The sequence below is a fragment of the Pseudovibrio sp. WM33 genome (assembly GCF_001623165.1).
Lineage (GTDB): Bacteria > Pseudomonadota > Alphaproteobacteria > Rhizobiales > Stappiaceae > Pseudovibrio.
Window position 1 is genome coordinate 19,604 of record NZ_LMCK01000050.1, and the last position, 20,367, is coordinate 39,970.

Below are 20,367 nucleotides of genomic sequence, written 5' to 3' on the forward strand. Positions count from 1 at the left end.
ATGTAGATTCAAAGGGTGCGACCATCAAGGCCTTAATGGGTGTGTCTGGCCTGCAAATGGCTGGATTGCGGCCAGTTCAAGAACAAGATGGCTTTTCTACAGATGTTGAGTAAACCTCTCTCACCTGAAGCAAGAGAGGCAAAGACCTCAGCTTTTGAAGCAGTTAGGGTTTGTGATGTTCATGCCAATGACGTGCAATGTCGATACGGCGCGGCACCCAGACACCTTGCTTTTGGGAGACATAATCCAAGAAACGGGCAAGAGCTGCTGTTCTGCCGGGACGTCCGGCAAGGCGGCAATGCAGGCCGACAGACATCATTTTGGCCGCTCCGTCTTCTCCTTCTGCGTAAAGCGTGTCGAAGCTATCTTTCAGGTAGGTAAAGAATTGGTCACCGCTGTTAAAGCCCTGCGGTGTTGCAAACCGCATATCATTGGCATCCAGCGTGTAAGGGATGATCAAGTGCGGGCCGTTTGGACCTTCAACCCAATAAGGCAGATCGTCTGCATAGCTGTCTGAGCTGTAAAGGAAGCCACCTTCTTCCATTACCAATGGCAGAGTGTTGACGGAGCTTCTGCCTGTGTACCACCCGTAAGGGCGCTCTCCAGTCGTCTCCATATGACTCTTGATTGCCTGCTGGAGGTGCCAGCGCTCTTCATCGGCAGAGAAGTCTTTGTACTCGATCCACTTGAGGCCATGAGACGCAATTTCCCAATCAGCCTCTTTCATAGCTGCAACAGCTTCGGGATTTCGCTCCAATGCGGTGGCCACGCCATAACACGTTACCGGAAGCCCATGTTTGCGGAACAAACGCCACAGACGCCAAAAGCCAGCACGCGAGCCGTACTCATACATTGACTCCATATTCATGTGCCGCTGGTTCAGCCATGGTTGCGCCCCAACGATCTCTGAAAGGAAAGCTTCGGAGCCGGCATCTCCATGAAGGATGTTGTTTTCACCACCTTCTTCGTAATTGATGACAAACTGAACCGCGATTTTCGCATTGTCTGGCCATTTAGGGTCCGGCGTGTTCCTGCCATACCCAATCATATCGCGTGCATAATCCATCATGAAATACCTTTGTACGTTTGTTGGAGACACTTCACCTCAAAACAGCAAGACAAGACAAGTAGGTTTGTGCAGAAATCCAATGCACAACTCTTCTTAAACTCAAGAAAACTGGCTCAACCTGTGATGGCAAACACATTCTTTTGCAGAATCTTTATTAAAATTGATGGATAACCATTGAAATTTCGAGCGTGAGAACAATTTGAACCCTATGTAGCGCGACCGGGACATCCTGTTACATTTCTACATTTGACAGTGTTTAGAGCTTTCAGTAAAAAGTTTAACATATATCTAGTCGATATATATCGAACGTGATCAGACTTTAGCTCTAATCGAAATTTAGTCTTTTAAGTTCAGTAAGTTATTCGACCTCACATCTGTATGAGGTCTCTTTTAACACTCAGTGCGATGTGGTGGGGAATGAGCACACGTAAATTTTGTCTTGCCATATTATCCAGCGGGGATGCTACTGGATATGAAATTCGCAAGACTGCGCAAGAAGGGCATTTCAGTCATTTCATTGAAGCCAGTTACGGGTCAATTTATCCGTCGCTTGCCAAGATGGAACAGGACGGTCTTGTGACGTGGCGCGAAGAAATTTCACCCGGCAAACCTTCGCGGAAAATCTATTCTATCACTCCGGCGGGTCGTGACGCTTTTGTACAAGAGCTTTCTGAGACCCCTGTCGAAGATTTGTTCAGATCCCCGTTTCTTCTTCTTGCTCTTTATAGCCGTTGGGTTGGTGGCGAGTTTATTTCCAAGGAGATTGACCGCCGCATTGAGCATCTGGAGCTCAAAATCGGGGGCATGACCCACGAACTTGAGATTTGTGAGGATCCGGCAAGCGCGTGGACACTGGAATACGGCATTACCACACTGAGTGCTTCCCTTAATTACATGAAAATGAACCGAAGCAAGCTTGAGCGTATCGCCAGCGAGCGTGTCTCCCACGCTCAAGCAGCTGAATAATCGCCTAGAACCGGCGGAGAGAAAAATGGCAATTCGATTTTCACATGTTCTGGCTTTGGGGCTTACAGCCGGAATCGGTATCTGGATGGCGACCGGCACTTCTGTTGTTATGGGTCAGGGTACGGGCGAGGGTTCGACACCACCACCAGCAGAAAGAGTAAAAGCTCTCGGCTCTGTTCCCTTTGCCGTAAAAGTTCAGACACTTGAAGCAACTGTACGAACTCCATTTTTGGAAATGCGCGGACGGACGCAGGCTGATACGCGCGTTGAAGTGCATTCGGAAACTGCTGGTGTGGTGCGCAAACGCCCAGCAACGGAAGGCATGTTCGTTCGTAAAGGTGATTTGCTCTGTTCTCTTGATCGCGGTGCACGTGAAGCACGCGTTCTTCAAGCCAATGCAGCGCTGGCTCAGGCCAATATTGATTTTGAAGCTGCCAGCAAGCTGAACAACAGAGGCTTTTCTGCTGCGAACCGTGTGATCGCGCTTAAAGCGACACGCGACGCGGCCAAAGCCCAGTTGCAGGAAGCTGAACTTGAGCTGGAACGTACAGCAATCCGCGCCCCTATTGATGGGATCATCGAGACACCACTGACAGAAGTGGGTGCGATGCTGGGTGTTGGCAAAGTCTGCGCGACAATTATGGCACCGGACCCAATGCTTGCAATCGGCGCCGTTTCAGAATCCAACATTCAGGCTGTAAAGATTGGCCAGACTGCTGTTGTGAATCTGGTAACCGGTCAAACCGTTGAAGGCAAAGTGAGCCACATTGCGAGCTCCGCCAATCCGGACACACGTACTTTCCACGTGGAAGTTGAACTGCCTAACTCTGATTTTGATTTGAGGGACGGTGTTACGACCAGCACTCAGCTGCAACTTGCCAATGAGAAAGCACACTTTGTATCGCCGGGCATTTTGACCCTTGCTGACAATGGGGATATTGGCCTGCGCGGCGTTGGTGCAGACAACAAGGTCATTTTCTATCCTGTTGAGATAATCGGCGGAGACACAAAGGGCGTCTGGCTCAAGGGCCTGCCAGAAAAAGTGACCGTTATTACTGTTGGTCAGGACTTCGTCAAAGAAGGCCGCGTTGTTCATCCCGTTTTTGAAACCGCGGAGGTTTCACAATGATATCCATGCTGGAAGGGGTGCTCCAACGCCCCAAAACAGTTTTTGTGATGATGCTCTTCATGGTGATCGCAGGCATTATGTCCTACATCGCGATTCCCAAAGAAGCTGCGCCTGATATTGATGTTCCTTTCTTTTATGTTTCTGTCAGCCAGTCCGGTATTTCTCCAGAAGACGGAACCCGCCTGATCGGTCAACCGATGGAGACTGAACTCCGCGGTCTTGAAGGTTTGAAGGAGATCACAACGATCGCCGCCGAAGGGCATGTGGGTATTTTGTTGGAGTTCGACATTAATGTCGACAAAGACAAAGCGCTGACGGATGTTCGTGAAAAGGTTGACACGGCGAAGACCAAGATCCCTGAGGACGCCAAAGAACCGACCGTCAGCACCCACAATATGGCTCTTCAGCCGACCATGACTATCGCCCTTTCCGGTGATGTTCCTTCCCGCACGCTTTACCGTCTTGCAGACCGTCTGAAAGACGAGATCGAGTCCATTGCGTCCGTGAAAGAGGTTGAGCTGACTGGTCAGCGTGATGAGCTATTGGAAGTGATCATCGATACGCTCAAGATGGAAAGTTACTCCATCAGCCAGAGCGAGCTGATCAACGCGCTTCGGCTGAACAACCAGCTGATTGCTGCGGGCTTTATTGATGGAGGTGCTGGCCGCTTCAACATCAAAGTGCCAGGTCTGATCCTTGATGCGGATGATGTGTATTCCTTACCGGTGAAACAAGCTGGTGAAGGCGTTGTTACACTTGGCGATATTGCTACGATCAAACGCACCTTCAAAGATCCAAGCACCTTTACGCTTGTGAATGGTCAGCCTGCTGTTTCTCTGGATGTGATCAAACGCATTGGCGAGAACATTATCGAGAACAATGCTGCTGTTCGCGCTGTTGTTGAAGACGTTACTGCAGACCTGCCAAGCACAGTATCTGTGAGCTATATGCTCGATGTATCAGACAACATTTTTCAGACCCTAAACTCTCTTGAATCTTCCATCATGACAGCAATTTTCCTCGTGATGGTTGTTGTTATTGCTGCTCTTGGTTTGCGGTCTGCCATCTTGGTTGGCTTGGCTATTCCAACAAGCTTCATGTTGGGCTTCCTGACACTCACAACCATTGGTATGACCGTGAATACCATGGTGATGTTCGGCCTGGTGCTGACTGTTGGTATGCTGGTTGACGGCGCTATTGTGATGGTGGAGTACGCAGACCGTAAGGCAGCTGAAGGTATGCCTCCACGGGATGCTTACATCCGTGCTGCCAAGCTGATGTTCTGGCCGATTGTTTCTTCCACGGCGACAACGCTGGCGGCGTTCCTGCCAATGTTGCTGTGGCCGGGCGTACCAGGCGAGTTCATGAGCTACCTGCCAATTATGGTGATCATCGTTCTGTCTGGCTCCCTGCTGACAGCCATGGTGTTCCTGCCCGTGACTGGTGGCATTTTGGCCGCTGTATTTGCCTTTATGAGCAAGTATGGCGAGCATATTCTGGCCCTTATCGTTGCTGTGGCGCTGGCTGCCGTCGTCTCCAGCCTGACACCAATCGTTGCGATCCTTGGTCCTGCATCAAAACTGCTTGGGGCCGCCATCGTCATCATGGCTTATTTGCCGTTGATGAAGATGTTCAAACCAATCCTCAACTATTCTCGTGCGCGTGTTGAACGTCGTAAAACAGAAGAATTGGCGGCAGCAAAAGTGTTCTCCGGACATGGTCCGTTTGACACGTCAAAACTGCGCGGCATCACGCGTGCCTATATTGCCGTACTGGAGTTTCTGGTCCGCAAGTGGTGGGCCGGCATGTTGGCTATCGTCGCTATGCTGGTTCTCTGTGGCAGTATCTTCGTTACCTTTATGAGCAACAATGCAGGCACAGAGTTCTTCGTGGATGAAGAGCCTGAGCAAGGTAAGTTTTATGTGACCGCTCGCGGTAACATGTCCGCTCTTGAGGCCCTTGAACTGGTTCGGGAAGTTGACAGCATCATTCTGGCTGAGCCGGGCATTGAAAATGTCGTGACCCGCGCCTTCCCTGTTGGGGTGCGCGGTGGTGGTGGCAACAACGCTCCTGCGGATCTGATTGGCTCGATCGACATTGAATTTGCTGACTTCTGTTGCCGCCCGTCGGCAAAGGAAATCTTCAACAGCGTTCGTGAGAAAACCTCTCTGCTTCCGGGTATCAAGGTTGAGTCCCGGCAGGTTGAAGGCGGCCCTCCAACTGGTAAAGACATCCAGTTGCAGATCAACTCAAACAACTACGAAGCAGCTGTTGCAGCAGCAAACCGCGTTCGCAATCACATCGATACTGTTGATGGCTTGCGTGATCAGGAAGACAGCCGTCCGCTGCCGGGCATTGACTGGGAACTGACCATCAATCGCGAAAAAGCAGCTCGTTATAAAGCTGATATCGCAGCTGTGGGCGCTATGGTTCAGCTAGTGACCAACGGTGTTCTGATTGGTGACTATCGCCCGTCTGACTCAGAGGATGAAGTGGACATTCGTGTTCGTCTTCCTCAGAACGAGCGGACTCTGGACAAGTTTGATGAACTGCGTCTTCGCACTCAGCTGGGTCAGATTCCCCTCTCCAACTTTGTGGAACGGACACCGAAGCAGAAGGTCTCCAGCATTACACGCCGCAATGGCATGTTCTCTCTGGACGTTAAAGCTGGTGTTGATAAAGATCGCTTCCTCGTGACCGAGAAAGAGGCAGAGATTCAGGAATGGATCGATGCTCAGCAATGGCCGGACGGTGTGTTCATCAAGTTCCGCGGGGCAAATGAAGAGCAAGCCAAATCTCAGGCCTTCCTGATGAAAGCAATGATTGGTGCGCTGTTCCTGATGTTCATCATTCTGCTGACCCAGTACAACAGCTTCTACCAGAGCTTCCTGACGCTCTCGACTGTGGTTATGAGTGTGTTTGGTGTGCTGCTTGGCATGTTGGTGACGGGGCAGAAGTTCTCAATCATCATGACCGGTACGGGTATTGTGGCGCTGGCAGGTATCGTGGTGAACAACGCGATCGTGCTTATTGATACCTACAATCGTTTCCGTGAAGACGGGCAGAGCCCGGTAGATGCCGCCTTGCGTACAAGCGCTCAGCGTGTCCGTCCGGTGATGCTGACCACAATCACCACGATTGCGGGCCTCATTCCAATGGCGACGCAGATCAGCTTTGACTTTGCTAATCAGGTCACGACCTTTGGCAGCGTCACTGCAAGTTGGTGGGTGCAGCTCTCAACAGCGGTGATCTCCGGCCTGGCGTTCTCTACAATGTTGACGCTGATTGTGATCCCGATTTCTCTGGTAATGCCAATGCATATCGAGAACGGTATTAAAAACGGCATCTTGAAACGTCGCCGCGGAAGTGTGGTTCTTGACCCATATGCCCTTGCAAACGGTAATCTGGATGTGAAAGAGCCTGGCTTGGGAGATGATGCTTCTGAAGAGGTCAAGCGGGTTCCTGAAGCTGCTGAGTGAGACTTTCACTCATGACAAACACGAAAGAGGCTGCTTCGGCAGCCTTTTTAATGCCTGCTATAGGAAATCAATCGACGCGCTCGTGGTCATCTGTCCATTCTTCGCGTTCCTCGCACCTAAGCCAGCTTCCCCTTTCCCACTCGCAGAGCTCACAAAAAAGGCCGCGGAATGATCCGCAGCCTTTTAAAATAAAATAGCAGAGCAAAGCTACTCGCTGCTTTTTTCCTTGTCCTGTTTGGGATCAGGAACGCCAGCTTTCGCAATGTCTTCGAGGCTGACTTTCAAAGACGTCTTGTCTTCAGAAACGCTTTCCTCTTCGATCTCGGTGGTCACCACATCACAATCAGCTTGGCTACCCTTGCCGTTCACACAGTGGATCTTATAGGAGCGCCATGCGAACGGGATGGAGATGAGATAGCCGGAGCTGATCACGGTCAGGCACTCGAACGGATAGCTTGCACCAAGTGCAATGATACCGACAGCGACAACAAACAGCGGTAAAACCCATTCGCGGCGAATGTGGGTGCCGATCTGCTTGCCGGAAAACGTTGGTAACTGACTGACCATCAGGAGGCCGACGAACATGGTGTAGAGCGCAACCGGCAGAGCAAGCTCGTTCCAATGTGGCACGCCCAGACGTTCCAGATAAATCGGCAGCAGAACTGTCAGCGCGCCCGCAGGAGCAGGAACACCGGTAAAGAATTTATTGGCCCACTTTGGTTTGTTCGGGTCGTCCAGCGCCACGTTAAACCGTGCCAGTCGCAATGCCATGCAGATGGAGAACAACAGAGAGGCGATCCAGCCGAGGGAGCTGGCATCTTCCAGCATCCATGCGTAAAGGATAATCCCTGGGGCAACACCAAAGTTCACGAAGTCTGCGAGCGAATCCAGCTCAGCGCCAAACTTGGTAGACCCTTTGAGCATGCGCGCGACACGTCCGTCCAAAGCATCCAGAATGGCGGCGAGGAAGATGGCTGCAATCGCCATATCCCACCTGTCTTCCATGGCCATGCGAATGGCTGTCAGGCCGGAACATAGCGCCAGCAAGGTGACGACGTTTGGTAAAACAATACGAAGCGGAATACGCTTGCGCGTGGATCCTTTCGCATTGGTGGTTTGACCTCCCGGTTCATAGGGAGGAAATGGATTTGACACGCTATACTACCTTAAGAAACGCGGGCAACGATGTCGCCTGCTTCTTCATCTTTCAGATTTGCCAGAATACTCTCACCAGCAATCATGGTCTGGCCAAGGGCAACTTGTGGTTTTGTCCCCTGGGGCAGGTAAACATCAAGACGGGATCCAAAGCGGATCAGACCGAAGCGATCACCTGCAGAAATGTTTTCGCCCTCTTTCACGAAGCACACAATACGGCGTGCTACGAGGCCAGCGATTTGCACAACGCCGATGCGGGCATTGTCGTTTTCAATGATCAGGCCATTGCGCTCATTGTGCTCACTTGCCTTGTCCAGTTCCGCATTCAGAAACTTTCCGGCCTTGTAAGCCACACGCGTGATGCGGCCTGCCATTGGCGCACGGTTTACGTGGCAGTTAAAGACGTTCATGAAGATGCACACACGCATCATCGGCTGATCGCCCAGATCCAGCTCCCGTGGCGGGATAACGGACCCCATCAGGCACACAGTTCCGTCTGCGGGGGAAACAATCAGGCCGTCTTTAACGGGAGTGACGCGTGGCGGATCGCGGAAGAAGTAACAGACCCATCCAGTCAGGAAAAGGCCGATCCAGAAAAGGGGCGACCAGAACCATCCTAAAATGATGGTCAGGACAGCTGCAATGGCGATAAACGGGTAGCCTTCTTTATGAATAGGAACCAGTGTCTTGGAAATGCTGTCCGCCAAAGACATCTTTACCACCTTTGCTAGAGTGAGGGGTTCAGCTATTGAACCCCTCAGACGTTAAGTTTCTGCTCATAGAGCAACTCAGAGAGATCTGTGCAAGCAACTCTAGCTTATTTAAACAGAGATTCCCCTGATTGCGCGCGGAGCAATCACTTGAACCCACTATTTCTTATCAGTTATGCCCTCAATTAGGCTTTCCTCAGCACTTTTGCCCCTGGAAATGAAGCCCTGATCATCTTCACGCATCTGCGCAAGACGCGCTTCCGCTTCACTGACTTCACGCTGGCGGCTCCACATGGAAGCGTAGAGACCGTCATTTGCCATCAGTTCAGCATGCGTCCCCTGCTCAACCGCTTCACCTGCTTTCAGAACGAGGATTTGATCTGCGTTCACCACGGTGGAGAGACGGTGGGCGATGACAAGCGTGGTCCGGTCTTTGGAGACAATATCCAGAGCCGACTGGATTTCCTGCTCTGTGTGCGTATCCAATGCCGAGGTTGCTTCATCAAGAATGAGGATCGGCGGGCTTTTCAGGATGGTCCTTGCAATCGCGACGCGCTGCTTTTCACCACCTGAAAGCTTCAGGCCACGTTCGCCCACTTCACTTTCATAGCCATGTGGCAGAGCTTCGATGAAGTGATCGATCTGAGCCAGCCGAGCTGCCTCTTTCACTTCTTCCTCTGATGCCCCTACGCGGCCATAGCCGATGTTGTAGGCGATGTTGTCGTTGAACAGAACCGTATCCTGAGGAACCATGCCAATGTGATCGCGCAGGGATTTCTGCGTCACTTCGCGGACATCCTTGCCATCAATGGTGATGCGGCCCGAGGTGACATCATAGAAACGGAACAGCAGACGGGAAATCGTGGACTTGCCCGCACCAGATGGACCAACAATCGCGATGGTGCTGCCTGCAGGCACTTCGAAGTTCACGCCTTTCAGAATCGGGCGCTCTTCGTCGTAGTGGAAGTGCACGTCCTCGAACTTGATGGTGGCTTCTTTAACCTTCAGGTTCTCCGCAAGCGGCTCATCCTGAATTTCAGGTTCTACGGCCAATACGGAGAACATGGCTTCCAGATCAGCAATGCCCTGACGGATTTCGCGATAGATGAAGCCAATGAAGTTGAGCGGAACCGACAGCTGCATGAGCAGCGCGTTGATCATGACGAAATCACCGATGGTCTGCTCACCGCGCTGAATTGCCATGGCGGACATAACCATACATGTGGTCATACCTGCACCAAGGATCAGCGCCTGCCCGAAGTTGAGCCAGGAGAGCGAGGTCCATGTTTTGATCGCAGCGCGCTCATACCCGCGCATTGCCTTATCAAAACGGCCACGTTCCATTTCCTCGTTACCGAAATACTTGACGGTTTCGAAGTTCAGGAGGCTGTCAACGGACTTGCTGTTTGCATCATTGTCCGCGTTGTTCATATCACGGCGGATCTGGATACGTTTATCGGAGGCGACGACTGTGTAGTAGACGTAGGCAAAGACCGTTGCACCAACGACCAGGACATACCAGAGGCCAAACTGGAACCAGATTACAACAGCCATCATCGCAAATTCGACGACAGTCGGGATACCGCTCAGGATCGTGAAACGAACGATACCTTCAATCCCCTTCACTCCGCGGTCGATCACACGGGTCAGGCCACCAGTGCGGCGTGACAGGTGGTAGCGAAGAGACAGTGCGTGAAGGTGCTGGAAGGTCAGATTGGCGAGTTCGCGAACGGCGTGGAGGCCAACGCTTGAAAAGATCGCGTCACGGATCTGGTTAAACCCGACAGCCATTGTTCTGGCAACATTGTAGGCCAGGACCAACATGATTGGCGCGACAAGAATTGGCGGCAACCATTTTGGCAAAACGCTGGCGTCAGTCAGGGCATCGGTTGCCCATGCATAAAGATAGGGTGCGAAAACGGTAATAATTTTTGCGACAATCAACGCCGCGAGGGCCAGAACGACACGCTTTTTAAGCTCCGGCCTTGCATCTGGCCACATGTAAACCCAAAGAGTTTTCAGTGAACGAAGCAAGCCTTTATCGTCTGCATCCAAAGCAGGGGCGGATTTTGCCTGCTGTTTTTTGCTTGTTGCAGTCATGCTAGTGCCTTGTTGCCCGGCGCACTTCTTAAAACGAGAAGCGGTTGGCGAATTTGGAATGTCATATCAGAAGAGCAATGATCCAGAACGCGTTCATTGCCATCAGAATAGAGAGAGTCTTTCGCCCTCTTTTGAAGCGCACCCTTATCCGAAAACCGGAACCACTTTTCGGGAGCACGCAGTAGGATCGCAAACCAGAGAAAGCGCTGGATTGCTCATCCAGCGCTTTCCTAAAGATCAATCTGGAAAGCTTTCTCTTCTTAAATAGGACGTTCGAAGAGAAGAATCCAGATCAGTTATTAATTGTTTTCCAATTCAGGTCAGCCACAGGCAACATGAACACCTGTCCCGGGAAGATCATATCCGGATTTTGGATCTGCTGGCTGTTGGCCTGATAGATGGTGGTGTAGCGTGTGCCTTTGCCATAGAGACGACGGGAAATGGTCCAAAGGTTATCGCCGCGGCGGATGATAACGTTCGGCAATTCGCCAATCCCAACGGTAGCAGACGCTCCTTTTGAACCAGACCCTTCCGCAACAAGGCGAACCGGGATCATGGCAACGTCATTCTCACCTTTGGTGAAGACAACCTGTGCGCGGGCTTCCACTCTACCTTCGGTGTTCTCGACTTTGTCAGCTCTAACTTCCACATTGCCAGCTGGGATTGTTTTTTCAGCTTCCACGAGCCAGCGACCTTCGGTGCCTGCCTGCGCTTCGCCAACAAACTCTTCGCCGACATAAACACGAACTTGCGCGCCTGGCTCACTCTCGCCAGCAACGAAGACCTTGCCCTTCTCAGTTTCAACGGCTTTGACAGTTAGCTGCGGCTCTTCAGTTGCGGCTGCAACCGGTGCTGCAGGTGTCTCAACAGGTGCTGGAGTTTGCGTTGCGACTTCAACAGTCTGTGCGGCTTCTGAAGCAGATGCAGGTGTCTCAGTGACAGCGACTTCAGTTTTTGCAGGCGCTTGCGCTGGTTTTTCAGCCGCTGCATTAACCGGAGCTTCTTCCTTCGCACCAGGGGTCTGTGCAACGGCAACTTCAGCAGGAGCAGCCGTTTCAGGCGCCTTTGCATTCGCTGTTGCAATGGGCTCTGCAGTCACAGGCGTTTCTGGCAGCTGGAGAATCTTTGATGGTGCGTCTGGTTCATTCAGAACAACCAGAACCTCGCCAGTTTCATCTTCAGGCACAGACACTGCAATGTGTTGCTGCGAGCCGCTCTTTTCCTGAGTTTCCTGATTGGTCGCTTCGAGGCTGACATCGTGGTCGCCCGGCTTCAGCGGTCTTTCCAGAACAATTGCAAATTCACCGCTGTTGTTCGCAATGCCTTTGCCAACCACATCCCCGTTGGAGATGAGTGCAACAATAGAACCTGCTTCAGCGCGGCCTGCGACAACGGCATCGCCTGACGGCTCAACGCGCATCACATCGAAACTTGGAACATTGTCGGTGGTAACAGCGGCGGAATCCAGCTGTGTGGTCACTTCAGGAGCTTTGCCAGCTTCTGCCTTGTCCGTCTGAGTGCCCGACGAGTTGAGCTGTACTTTGCCATTAGCAGCAGCCTCCAGCTTTGCAACAGCCTTTTCAGCTTCTGCAACAACCGAAGTATCTTCCTTGCTCAGGTAGTACGCCCCCGCACCGATTGCGCCTGCAGCAACAGCCACAGCAACTGTCAGCAACCAGTTCATCCCCGATTTCGACATGGTTCTCAATTGCTCCTCAAGCAGACCATAGTTCACTCGACATGGCATGCTTTGACATTATATCAGATTGTCCGGATATCAGTTTATCCGGCTGTCTCTTTTCCTTAGCTTTAGGCAAAAAGGACAGACTTTAATCGTGTTTGTTATACATGTTTAACCCGAGGGGCAAGGTGCACCATGTCAGGCAAGTTGCGCATATGGTGAAGTTAACCTCATTTTACGAGCCTTGCTTGACGTTCCCCCTAGCCTAATGCGACAGAATACCTATGAAAACCTTGAAAAGCATCTGCGTATATTGCGGCTCCAATGCTGGAAGTCAGCCGCTGTTTGAAAAAGCGGCGATTCAGCTTGGTGAATTATTAGCCCGTGAAGGGATTCGACTCGTTTATGGTGGCGGATCCATTGGACTTATGGGAGCTGTTGCGAAAACTGTTCTTGAAAATGGCGGTGAAGTCACCGGTGTCATTCCGAAGTTCCTGATGGAACGAGAGGTGATGCTGGAAGACGCTCATGAGCTGATCGTTACTCAGGACATGCATGAGCGCAAACGCACCATGTTTGAAAAAGCTGATGCGTTTATCGCACTGCCCGGTGGGATCGGCACTCTTGAGGAACTTGTGGAGATGCTGACCTGGGCTCAGCTTGGCCGCCATGACAAGCCCATGCTGCTTCTCAACCTTGACCAGTTCTGGACGCCTTTGGTGGAATTGCTCGACCACATGCGTAGTCTTGGCTTTATTCGCCCGGACAGCGACATCACCTACGAGATCACCGAGGACGTTGCTCAAAGCGTCGATATCCTTTGCAAGGCCATTGAGGGCTGCAAAGTTGAACATCCTGATTTGAAGGATATGTAACAAAAAGGCCGCTGAGTTTTCAGCGGCCTTTTTAATTGTGATCCATTTTGCTGTTACGCCAGCTTCGCAACGCGGCGCCTTGCCATCACACCGTCGACCGAGAAGATGACGAGTGAGAACCAGATCATTCCAAACGCAAACAAGCCCTCAATCGACAGCTCTTCACCAAACAGCCAAATGGCGCTGAGGAAGTGGATGGATGGCGCTATGTATTGCAAGAAGCCAATGTAAATCATAGGCAAGCGGCGCGCTGAAAAGGCGAAGACCACCAATGGGACTGCTGTGATCACGCCTGTGAACAGCAGCAGAGACAAGAACCACGGGTGCTCCACCGGAATTGCTGGATAGATGCCACCGGTGCCAGCCTGCGCGAAGTACCAGATGCCGACAAGTGCAAATGGCAGGACGAGCAGAACTTCCACCAACTGGCCAGCCACAGCGCTTACAGGTGCTTGCTTGCGCACATAGCCGTAGAGCGCAAAGCTGAGGGCCAACACAACAGACACCCACGGCAGTTCACCCACCTCAAAGGTTTTGTAGAGCACGGCAAAGATGGTGATCGCCAGCGCTGCAAGCTGTGCTTTGGACAAGCGCTCGGACAACAGCACAACGCCCAGGCCTACGCTGACGAGCGGATTGATGAAGTAGCCGAGGCTGGCATCCAGCACCCTGCCCGTTTCCACCGACCAGATAAAGATGGTCCAGTTGATGCTGATGACTGAGGCCGAGACCAGCAGGTATCGCAGGCGAGAGAAGTCGCAGAAGATCGCCAGGATCTCCTTACGCAGTTTGCTCATGACCAGAAAGGCGCCAAGAAACAGCACGGAGCCAATCACGCGATAGCAGATCACGATGATCGCCGGCATGTCTGCTGTGAGCTTATAGTACATGGGAGCAAAGCCCCACATAAGATAAGCAGATACTGCTGCGATCAGTCCAGCCTTGAACGCTTCTGGCGTGCTTAGCGGATCAGCAGCGGACGCTGACTGGCTCATTCAACCCTCATATTACAACGTAAACAGGCGCCAGAGATCCTGACGCCAGTTAAAAAAGGAAGGCGTGGCCGCGCATCCGCGACCACAAATCGTTTCGTGCTCAAAAGCCTTTGGCAGCCTTTATCAGGCTGTTTCCAGCTCATTCGCTTTGAAAATGCAATAACGAACGGAATCGACCAAGGCCTGGAAGGATGCATCTACGATGTTTTCAGAGACGCCGACTGTGAACCAGCGCTTGCCGGTTTTCTTGTTCTGGCTTTCTATGAGAACACGCGTGATCGCGCTGGTGCCACCGTTCAATATTCGCACTTTATAATCTATCAGCTCAAGGTCAGCTATCAGGCTTTGGTATTTGCCGAGATCCTTGCGCAGTGAAAGATCGAGCGCGTTGACCGGACCGTTCCCTTCAGCCACCGACATGAACGTCTCGCCATCCACTTCCACTTTCACGACCGCTTCGGAGACCGTGACACGTTCACCCAGCGCATTGTAGCGGCGCTCGACACCGGTGCGGAAGGACAGGACATCGAAGTAATCCGGCACGGAATGTAAGCGTCGGCGGGCAAGCAGCTCGAAGGAGGCATCTGCGGCTTCATAGGCAAAGCCCTGCGCTTCCAGTTCTTTCACCTCCGCCAGCAGACGATCAAGGCGCGGATCGGCTTTGTCAGCTTCAACGCCAAGGCGTTTCAGCTCGTTGAGCAGGTTGGACTTTCCAGCCTGATCGGAGACAAGCAAACGGCGCTGATTACCAACCTTTTCTGGTGGGATATGCTCGTAGGTGTCCGGGTTCTTCAGGATGGCAGAGGCGTGGATGCCTGCTTTGGTGGCAAAGGCGTTGGCGCCGACATAAGGAGCGTGGACGTTGGAAGATCGATTCAAGATCTCGTCAAAACTCCTTGATATTGCAGTCAATTCTGTCAGGTCTTCAACAACAATGCCAAGTTCGACCAGATCACGGTACGGCTTTTTCAGCAGCATGTTCGGGATCAGGGTGATCATATTGGCGTTGCCGCAACGCTCGCCGATGCCGTTGAGCGTGCCCTGCACCTGACGGACGCCAGCGACGACAGCGGCCAGTGTGTTTGCGACAGCGTGGCCGGTGTCATCATGGGCGTGAATGCCCAGATTGCTGCCAGGCACCACTTGCATCACTGCATTCACGATCTCGGTGACTTCGTGTGGAAGCGTGCCACCATTGGTGTCGCACAGAACCACCCAGCGCGCACCAGCTTCAAAAGCGGTTTGTGCGCAGGCCAGAGCGTAGTCCGGATTTGCCTTGTAACCGTCAAAGAAGTGCTCACAGTCGATCATGGCTTCTTTGCCTGCCTCAACGGAGGCTTTGACCGTGTCTGCGATGCTTTCCAGATTTTCCTCGTTGGTGCACTTCAGTGCAACATCAACGTGGTAATCCCAGCTTTTGGCCACAAAGCAGGTGGCGTCGGCTGCGGATTGCAGGACCATCTGGACGCCGGGGTCATTGCTGACAGAGCGCCCGGCGCGCTTGGTCATGCCGAACGCGGTGAAGATCGCTTTTTTCGTTCTTTTTTCAGAGAAGAACTGTGTATCTGTTGGGTTAGCACCCGGATAACCGCCCTCGATGTAATCAACACCCAGTCTTTCCAACAGGCCGGTAATGGCAATTTTTTCGTCCACGGAGAAATCAATGCCGGAGGTCTGAGCCCCATCGCGCAATGTCGTGTCGAAAAGATACAGACGCTCTTTCGTCATAGTATGCCTACCCTGCTTATTGACCTGAGTTCAACCTCAGGCTCCCCTCATGTGACGGAGGTTTCCCTTTGTCTCCGTAGGATTTCTCAAGGCACGTATTGCGGGCGCCTTGAGAAAACTTAGCAAGCCTAACGGGTTATCCCGAACAGAACCATGGAGCAGACTTCAAGTTTCCTTGTGGTATCTGCGTAGTCCATGGCTCTGAAACCTCGTTAAGCGCAGGACCAGGTGGTCTCAATTTCACCTGTTTCCTTGTTTTTCATGTCTTTGAGCACAATGCCATCGGCTGCCAGCTCATCGCGGATGCGGTCGCTTTCAGCAAAGTCTTTTGCCTTGCGGGCATCCAGACGTTTTGCAATCAGCTCTTCCACTTTGGCCTTCAACTCCGGAGAGGCATCTGCTTCAGCTTTTTCTTCTTCCTGTGCTTTGGAAAATGTTTCAAGATCAAAGCCCAAGAATTTGATAGAATTAGCTAATTTCTGTGCAGCGTCGGCATCTCCCCCGCGAGCATCGCGGGCCAGTTTGTGAAGAGCGGCAAAGGCACGTGGTGTGTTCAGGTCGTCTTTCAGGCCTTCCAGAACACCTTCATCCAGTGCGCCATTTTCCTGTGCTGTGACACCGTGCTTCTTCATCAGCTCAATCCAGCGGGTGAGCTGCTTTTCGCCTTCTGCCAGACTTTTGAACGTAAAGTCGATTGGCTGACGATACTGGGTTTGAAGCAGAGCATAACGGATGGCCTGACCAGACCATTTACGTCCATCGCCTTCTTCCGTGTCCAGCAGCTGGTGAACGGTGAAGAAGTTGCCCAGAGATTTGGACATCTTCTCGCCTTCCACCTGCAGGAAGCCGTTGTGCATCCACACATTTGCCATGGCATGGGTGCCGTGAGCACATCTGGACTGTGCAATCTCGTTTTCATGATGCGGGAACGTCAGGTCGACACCGCCGCCATGAATATCAAAGACTTTGCCCAGGTGCTTTTCAGACATTGCAGAACATTCAATGTGCCAGCCCGGACGACCTGGTGTTTTGATGCCACATGGGCTTTCCCAACCCGGTTCATCCGCTTTGGATGGCTTCCAAAGCACGAAGTCGGTCGGGTCTTTTTTATAGGAAGCTACTTCAACACGCGCACCGGCGATCATCTCGTCCAATGTGCGGTTGGAGAGTTTGCCGTATTCGGGCATGCTTGGCACATGAAAGAGGACATGCTCGTCCGCGACATAGGCATGGCCTTTGTCGACGAGAGTCTCGATCATCTCTTTCATCTCTTCGATGTGCTCGGTCGCCCGTGGCTCAACATCCGGGGCCTGTGCCCCCAGCGCGGCCATATCGGCCTGATACTGCGCTGCGGTTTTGTTGGTCAGCTCTCGAATGGAAATGCCATCACGGGCCGCACGCTTGTTAATATTGTCGTCAACGTCTGTGATGTTTCGCACATATGTGACATGCTCTTTGCCATAGAGTTGACGCAGCAATCTGGCCAAAACGTCAAAAACTACGACTGGGCGCGCATTACCAATATGGGCGTAGTCATAAACGGTGGGACCACACACATACATGCGCACGTTGGACGCATCCATTGGCACAAAAGCTTCTTTTGTGCGTGTCAAAGTATTGGTGAGCAGAAGTCCTTTGTCGCCCTGGGCTGTGTCTGCGCTCATAATGGTTCGTCTCCTGGCCAGCTGGCCGGGCGTTCATCTCACGCAGAATCAAGGCAGGATAGAACGGCCACAGCCAGCGTTGTCGCTAGCTGCAAATAATGATGGTGCAAGAAGAAGTGTGCATCGCCGTTTTCATATGTTGCTTTTCGCTGATTGTTGCTTACAGGTCAAGTCTTAGTCTCACCAGATCACCCACATTTCTAACTAAGTTAAATACAAAATTTCTACCCGAAGATGCAATTCTAAGGGAAAGCCAAGAAAAAACAGGGAAGTAAAACGTGTCTCACAAGAGTATCTGTGCCACCGTTGTCGCTGCAAGTCTGATTGGAATGAGTTCGCCTTCAAGTGCGACCGGTAATGCCACCTCCTCTGTGAACCCTATAGACCCGTTGAATTTTAATGAGACTGCGGCCTCACCATCAGCTGACACGCCTTCCCCGGACGGCCTTGTGCTGCCAGATATTGATCCCTTAGTCCTGCCAGAAAGCGAGCTGCAAGTTCCGGATCTCACTGGTCCTGCCGGGCAGGTTCTGGATCCATCCCTGTCAGAGCTGTCTAAGTTGGAGCAAACCATCCGGGATCTGATCTTTTCTGAAGATGAAATCGAGCAAGTTGGTTTTAGTTCGCGGCAAGTGGATGCCTTGGCAGAGGCTTACTCCTTACGCAATTTCCGCCCTGTCTGGTTTGAAGACCAGTCTTTGACACCGCTTGCCAACCGTTTGATTGAGGAGATTCGCAAGGCCCCAACCCATGGGCTTGATCCGCAAGCCTATGGTGTTCGGCAACTGGCTTCCATTCTGGATGTGATGGAAGTTTCCAATGCCACGGCCACGTTGCGTGAGATCGCTGTTGTTGAACTGCAGCTGACCCGCGTTTTTGCCAGTTATGGTGCTCACCTTGCTGGCGGCGTTGTGCGCCCAACCAAGGTGTTGAAGAATGTTTTTATCACCCCACAGGTGCCAAAGCTGAATGACATGCTCACTCAGCTGGAAGAAACGCGGTCTGTTGAGCAGTTGTTTGCCAGCCTTGAGCCAGAGGCCCCGTCCTACGATCTTTTGAAAGACCAGCTGGCCCGTTACAACGCGGCTCTCACCTCTGATTACCCTGTCTACATCGAAGATGGCCCGAGCATTCGGCCTGGCGATACAGGCGCACGGATTTCGCAGTTGGAGAAGCGCCTGCAAGCAGAGGGCTATGCACCCTACTATTCCGGATACTCCGGAACGAGCAAGCAAGAGGTGGCACCCGCCTATTACAATGATGACATGGTCGCGCTCGTAAAAAGCTTCCAAAAGCGTCACGGTCTGAGTGTGGATGGGGTTGTTGGCAAGAAGACCCGGGCAGCATTGAATGCCTCACTTACAGACCGCCGCGATCAAATCCTTGTTAATCTGGAGCGCATGCGCTGGGATGATCCGCTTCCTTCTGGCCGCTATGTAAAAGTCAACGTGGCTGAACAGATTGTTCGGGTGATGGAAGGCACGGACGTGCTTTATGAAACCCGCACGGTGGTAGGCAAGCCTCGCCATGCCACGCCTTTGTTCTCTGATACTTTTGAGTATGCAGAGATCAATCCCACCTGGGGGGTGCCATGGTCCATTGCCACCAACGAGTACCTACCCAAGCTGCGCAAGAATGCGTCTGCCTTGTCTGGCAGCGGGATCAATGTTTACAAGAATGGCCGCCGGGTTGATCCGACAGCGATCAACTGGAATGCGGTCAGCAAACGTAGGTTCGGGTATCAGCTCCGCCAGAAGGCTGGACGGAAAAACGCTCTCGGTGCGGTGAAGTACATGTTCCCGAACAAGCATAATATCTATCTGCACGACACACCGTCCAAGCGCTTGTTTAACAAGGATCAGCGTGCGTTTAGCCATGGCTGCATCCGGGTGCAGGATCCATTTACATTCGGGGAGGTGCTGCTTTCCGGTTCCGGCCATAGCCGCGCAAAGATGGAGAAGCTGCGCGCCCGGGGCAAAACCGTTCGCCTGAAACTGAAAGAGACCGTGCCAGTGCATCTGCGCTACTACACAGCTTTTGCCGGAGATGATGGGGAACTTCAGTTCCGGGAAGACATTTACAAGCAGGACAAAGCGATTCTTGAGGCTCTGCTGACCTCTCAAGATGCATTCAAAATTAAGATGGCCTCAACCTACTGACCTGACAAATCTGCGCAAATTGCCACGCTCCTTATCAGGGATATGGTTAATAGTGCATATTTGAATTAGCTGTGCTAATATATCCCCAATAGAACTGCATTTCATAATTCAAACGGGGGTTGATTATGCTGAAGCAGGCTATGGGTGCAATGATTGTGGCAAGTGTCATCTCAAGCCCGATCATTTTCCTTGCGGTTTACCTGTTTATGAACTCTGCATGAGTTCTAGCCCGTCGCTTCAGATGGTGCTGACGAAATCGAGAGTTCCCAAAAATTTAAAGGCGGCGTTCTGCGCTGCCTTTTTCTTTGCGTGAATCTTACTCATCCAAAAGAGTTAAATCGGCAAGCTGGTCGTTTTGTGTTTTTGGCAAGGTGATGTTGGGATGACGGTGGCGGTTCTGTGGGGCAGCACTTCAAGCGGCAGTGCCTCTTGCCGTCATGCCGGATGGAGCGACGCGGAGATCCGGTATTCAGTGCTATACGTGACGAGGTGGGAAGCTGGTTCCCGCATCGCGCTTCGCTTGCACGGGATGACGACTTGGGGTAACCGCCTACGCCTTACAAAACTTATCCCCCTCACCCAGAAGCAGCCTTACTCTGTGTCTCGTGCCCACGCATTCGGGCAGGAGTGGACCGTCCATTCCGCGGCGTGGGTGGG

At 52.2% G+C, this 20,367-nt stretch carries 13 protein-coding genes and 1 pseudogene; 6 read left to right on the top strand and 8 right to left on the bottom strand.

Features of this window, described 5'->3' with window-relative positions:
• Nucleotides 1-166 precede the first annotated feature (166 nt).
• A pseudogene (gene puuE / locus PsWM33_RS09625) lies at nucleotides 167-1,066 on the bottom strand (allantoinase PuuE); the annotation flags it as partial.
• Nucleotides 1,067-1,486: 420 nt separating this feature from the next.
• Between puuE and PsWM33_RS09630 the strand changes: the two are divergent.
• Genes PsWM33_RS09630 through PsWM33_RS09640 form a run of 3 tightly spaced genes read left to right on the top strand, consistent with a single transcriptional unit; the run spans nucleotide 1,487 to nucleotide 6,643 of the window.
• Nucleotides 1,487-2,035: a PadR family transcriptional regulator gene (locus PsWM33_RS09630; protein WP_063300072.1), complete on the top strand. Its 549-nt coding sequence runs from the start codon at nucleotides 1,487-1,489 to the stop codon at nucleotides 2,033-2,035.
• Between the two features lie 25 nt (nucleotides 2,036-2,060).
• The gene (locus PsWM33_RS09635) at nucleotides 2,061-3,164 is read left to right on the top strand and encodes an efflux RND transporter periplasmic adaptor subunit (RefSeq protein ID WP_063300073.1); all 1,104 of its coding nucleotides are present in this window, start codon (nucleotides 2,061-2,063) and stop codon (nucleotides 3,162-3,164) included.
• Nucleotides 3,161-6,643 carry an efflux RND transporter permease subunit gene (locus PsWM33_RS09640; RefSeq protein WP_063300074.1) on the top strand — a complete coding sequence of 1,161 codons (3,483 nt, stop codon included), beginning with the start codon at nucleotides 3,161-3,163 and terminating at the stop codon, nucleotides 6,641-6,643. The genes PsWM33_RS09635 and PsWM33_RS09640 overlap by 4 nt, the downstream gene beginning before the upstream one ends.
• 207 nt (nucleotides 6,644-6,850) lie before the next feature.
• Here PsWM33_RS09640 and pssA read toward each other — a convergent pair whose 3' ends face one another.
• The 4 genes from pssA to PsWM33_RS09660 all read right to left on the bottom strand — a co-directional run bounded on the left by pssA (nucleotide 6,851) and on the right by PsWM33_RS09660 (nucleotide 12,307).
• Nucleotides 6,851-7,798, bottom strand: a complete 948-nt coding sequence (gene pssA, locus PsWM33_RS09645) for a CDP-diacylglycerol--serine O-phosphatidyltransferase (protein ID WP_063300075.1) — start codon at nucleotides 7,796-7,798, stop codon at nucleotides 6,851-6,853.
• Between the two features lie 11 nt (nucleotides 7,799-7,809).
• Nucleotides 7,810-8,511: a phosphatidylserine decarboxylase gene (locus PsWM33_RS09650; protein ID WP_057466061.1), complete on the bottom strand. Its 702-nt coding sequence runs from the start codon at nucleotides 8,509-8,511 to the stop codon at nucleotides 7,810-7,812.
• A 156-nt stretch (nucleotides 8,512-8,667) separates the two neighbouring features.
• Nucleotides 8,668-10,608 (bottom strand): ABCB family ABC transporter ATP-binding protein/permease, encoded by a 1,941-nt coding sequence (locus tag PsWM33_RS09655; RefSeq protein ID WP_057466188.1) that lies wholly within the window; start codon nucleotides 10,606-10,608, stop codon nucleotides 8,668-8,670.
• 292 nt (nucleotides 10,609-10,900) lie between these two features.
• Nucleotides 10,901-12,307 (bottom strand): Ig-like domain-containing protein, encoded by a 1,407-nt coding sequence (locus PsWM33_RS09660; protein WP_208994493.1) that lies wholly within the window; start codon nucleotides 12,305-12,307, stop codon nucleotides 10,901-10,903.
• A 266-nt stretch (nucleotides 12,308-12,573) separates the two neighbouring features.
• Here PsWM33_RS09660 and PsWM33_RS09665 point away from each other — a divergent pair, with 266 nt between their 5' ends.
• On the top strand, nucleotides 12,574-13,164 hold the full coding sequence (locus tag PsWM33_RS09665; protein WP_063288372.1) for an LOG family protein: 591 nt from the start codon (nucleotides 12,574-12,576) through the stop codon (nucleotides 13,162-13,164).
• A 53-nt stretch (nucleotides 13,165-13,217) separates the two neighbouring features.
• On the opposite strand, the gene rarD is transcribed toward PsWM33_RS09665, so the two are convergent.
• The 3 genes from rarD to cysS all read right to left on the bottom strand — a co-directional run bounded on the left by rarD (nucleotide 13,218) and on the right by cysS (nucleotide 17,551).
• On the bottom strand, nucleotides 13,218-14,159 hold the full coding sequence (rarD, locus tag PsWM33_RS09670; RefSeq protein WP_057466058.1) for an EamA family transporter RarD: 942 nt from the start codon (nucleotides 14,157-14,159) through the stop codon (nucleotides 13,218-13,220).
• 123 nt (nucleotides 14,160-14,282) lie between these two features.
• Nucleotides 14,283-15,887, bottom strand: coding sequence for a citramalate synthase (gene cimA / locus PsWM33_RS09675; protein ID WP_063300077.1), 1,605 nt, complete (start codon nucleotides 15,885-15,887; stop codon nucleotides 14,283-14,285).
• 212 nt (nucleotides 15,888-16,099) lie between these two features.
• Nucleotides 16,100-17,551, bottom strand: coding sequence for a cysteine--tRNA ligase (cysS, locus tag PsWM33_RS09680; RefSeq protein ID WP_063300078.1), 1,452 nt, complete (start codon nucleotides 17,549-17,551; stop codon nucleotides 16,100-16,102).
• 278 nt (nucleotides 17,552-17,829) lie between these two features.
• Between cysS and PsWM33_RS09685 the strand changes: the two genes are divergently transcribed.
• Together PsWM33_RS09685 and PsWM33_RS27660 are read left to right on the top strand one after the other, a co-directional pair.
• Entirely contained in the window at nucleotides 17,830-19,710 is a 1,881-nt protein-coding gene (locus PsWM33_RS09685) for a L,D-transpeptidase family protein (RefSeq protein ID WP_063300079.1), read from the top strand.
• A gap of 382 nt (nucleotides 19,711-20,092) precedes the next feature.
• Nucleotides 20,093-20,367 (top strand): hypothetical protein (locus PsWM33_RS27660; RefSeq protein WP_206598993.1); only part of this gene is annotated, 275 nt, incomplete at its 3' end.

Coding starts and splice junctions, on each gene's coding strand:
- cimA (WP_063300077.1), bottom strand. CDS start 15,887: ATGACGAAAGAGCGTCTGTATCTTTTCGACACGACATTGCGCGATGGG.
- PsWM33_RS09660 (WP_208994493.1), bottom strand. CDS start 12,307: ATGTCGAAATCGGGGATGAACTGGTTGCTGACAGTTGCTGTGGCTGTT.
- PsWM33_RS09655 (WP_057466188.1), bottom strand. CDS start 10,608: ATGACTGCAACAAGCAAAAAACAGCAGGCAAAATCCGCCCCTGCTTTG.
- PsWM33_RS09630 (WP_063300072.1), top strand. CDS start 1,487: ATGAGCACACGTAAATTTTGTCTTGCCATATTATCCAGCGGGGATGCT.
- PsWM33_RS09640 (WP_063300074.1), top strand. CDS start 3,161: ATGATATCCATGCTGGAAGGGGTGCTCCAACGCCCCAAAACAGTTTTT.
- PsWM33_RS09650 (WP_057466061.1), bottom strand. CDS start 8,511: ATGTCTTTGGCGGACAGCATTTCCAAGACACTGGTTCCTATTCATAAA.
- cysS (WP_063300078.1), bottom strand. CDS start 17,551: ATGAGCGCAGACACAGCCCAGGGCGACAAAGGACTTCTGCTCACCAAT.
- rarD (WP_057466058.1), bottom strand. CDS start 14,159: ATGAGCCAGTCAGCGTCCGCTGCTGATCCGCTAAGCACGCCAGAAGCG.
- PsWM33_RS09635 (WP_063300073.1), top strand. CDS start 2,061: ATGGCAATTCGATTTTCACATGTTCTGGCTTTGGGGCTTACAGCCGGA.
- PsWM33_RS09665 (WP_063288372.1), top strand. CDS start 12,574: ATGAAAACCTTGAAAAGCATCTGCGTATATTGCGGCTCCAATGCTGGA.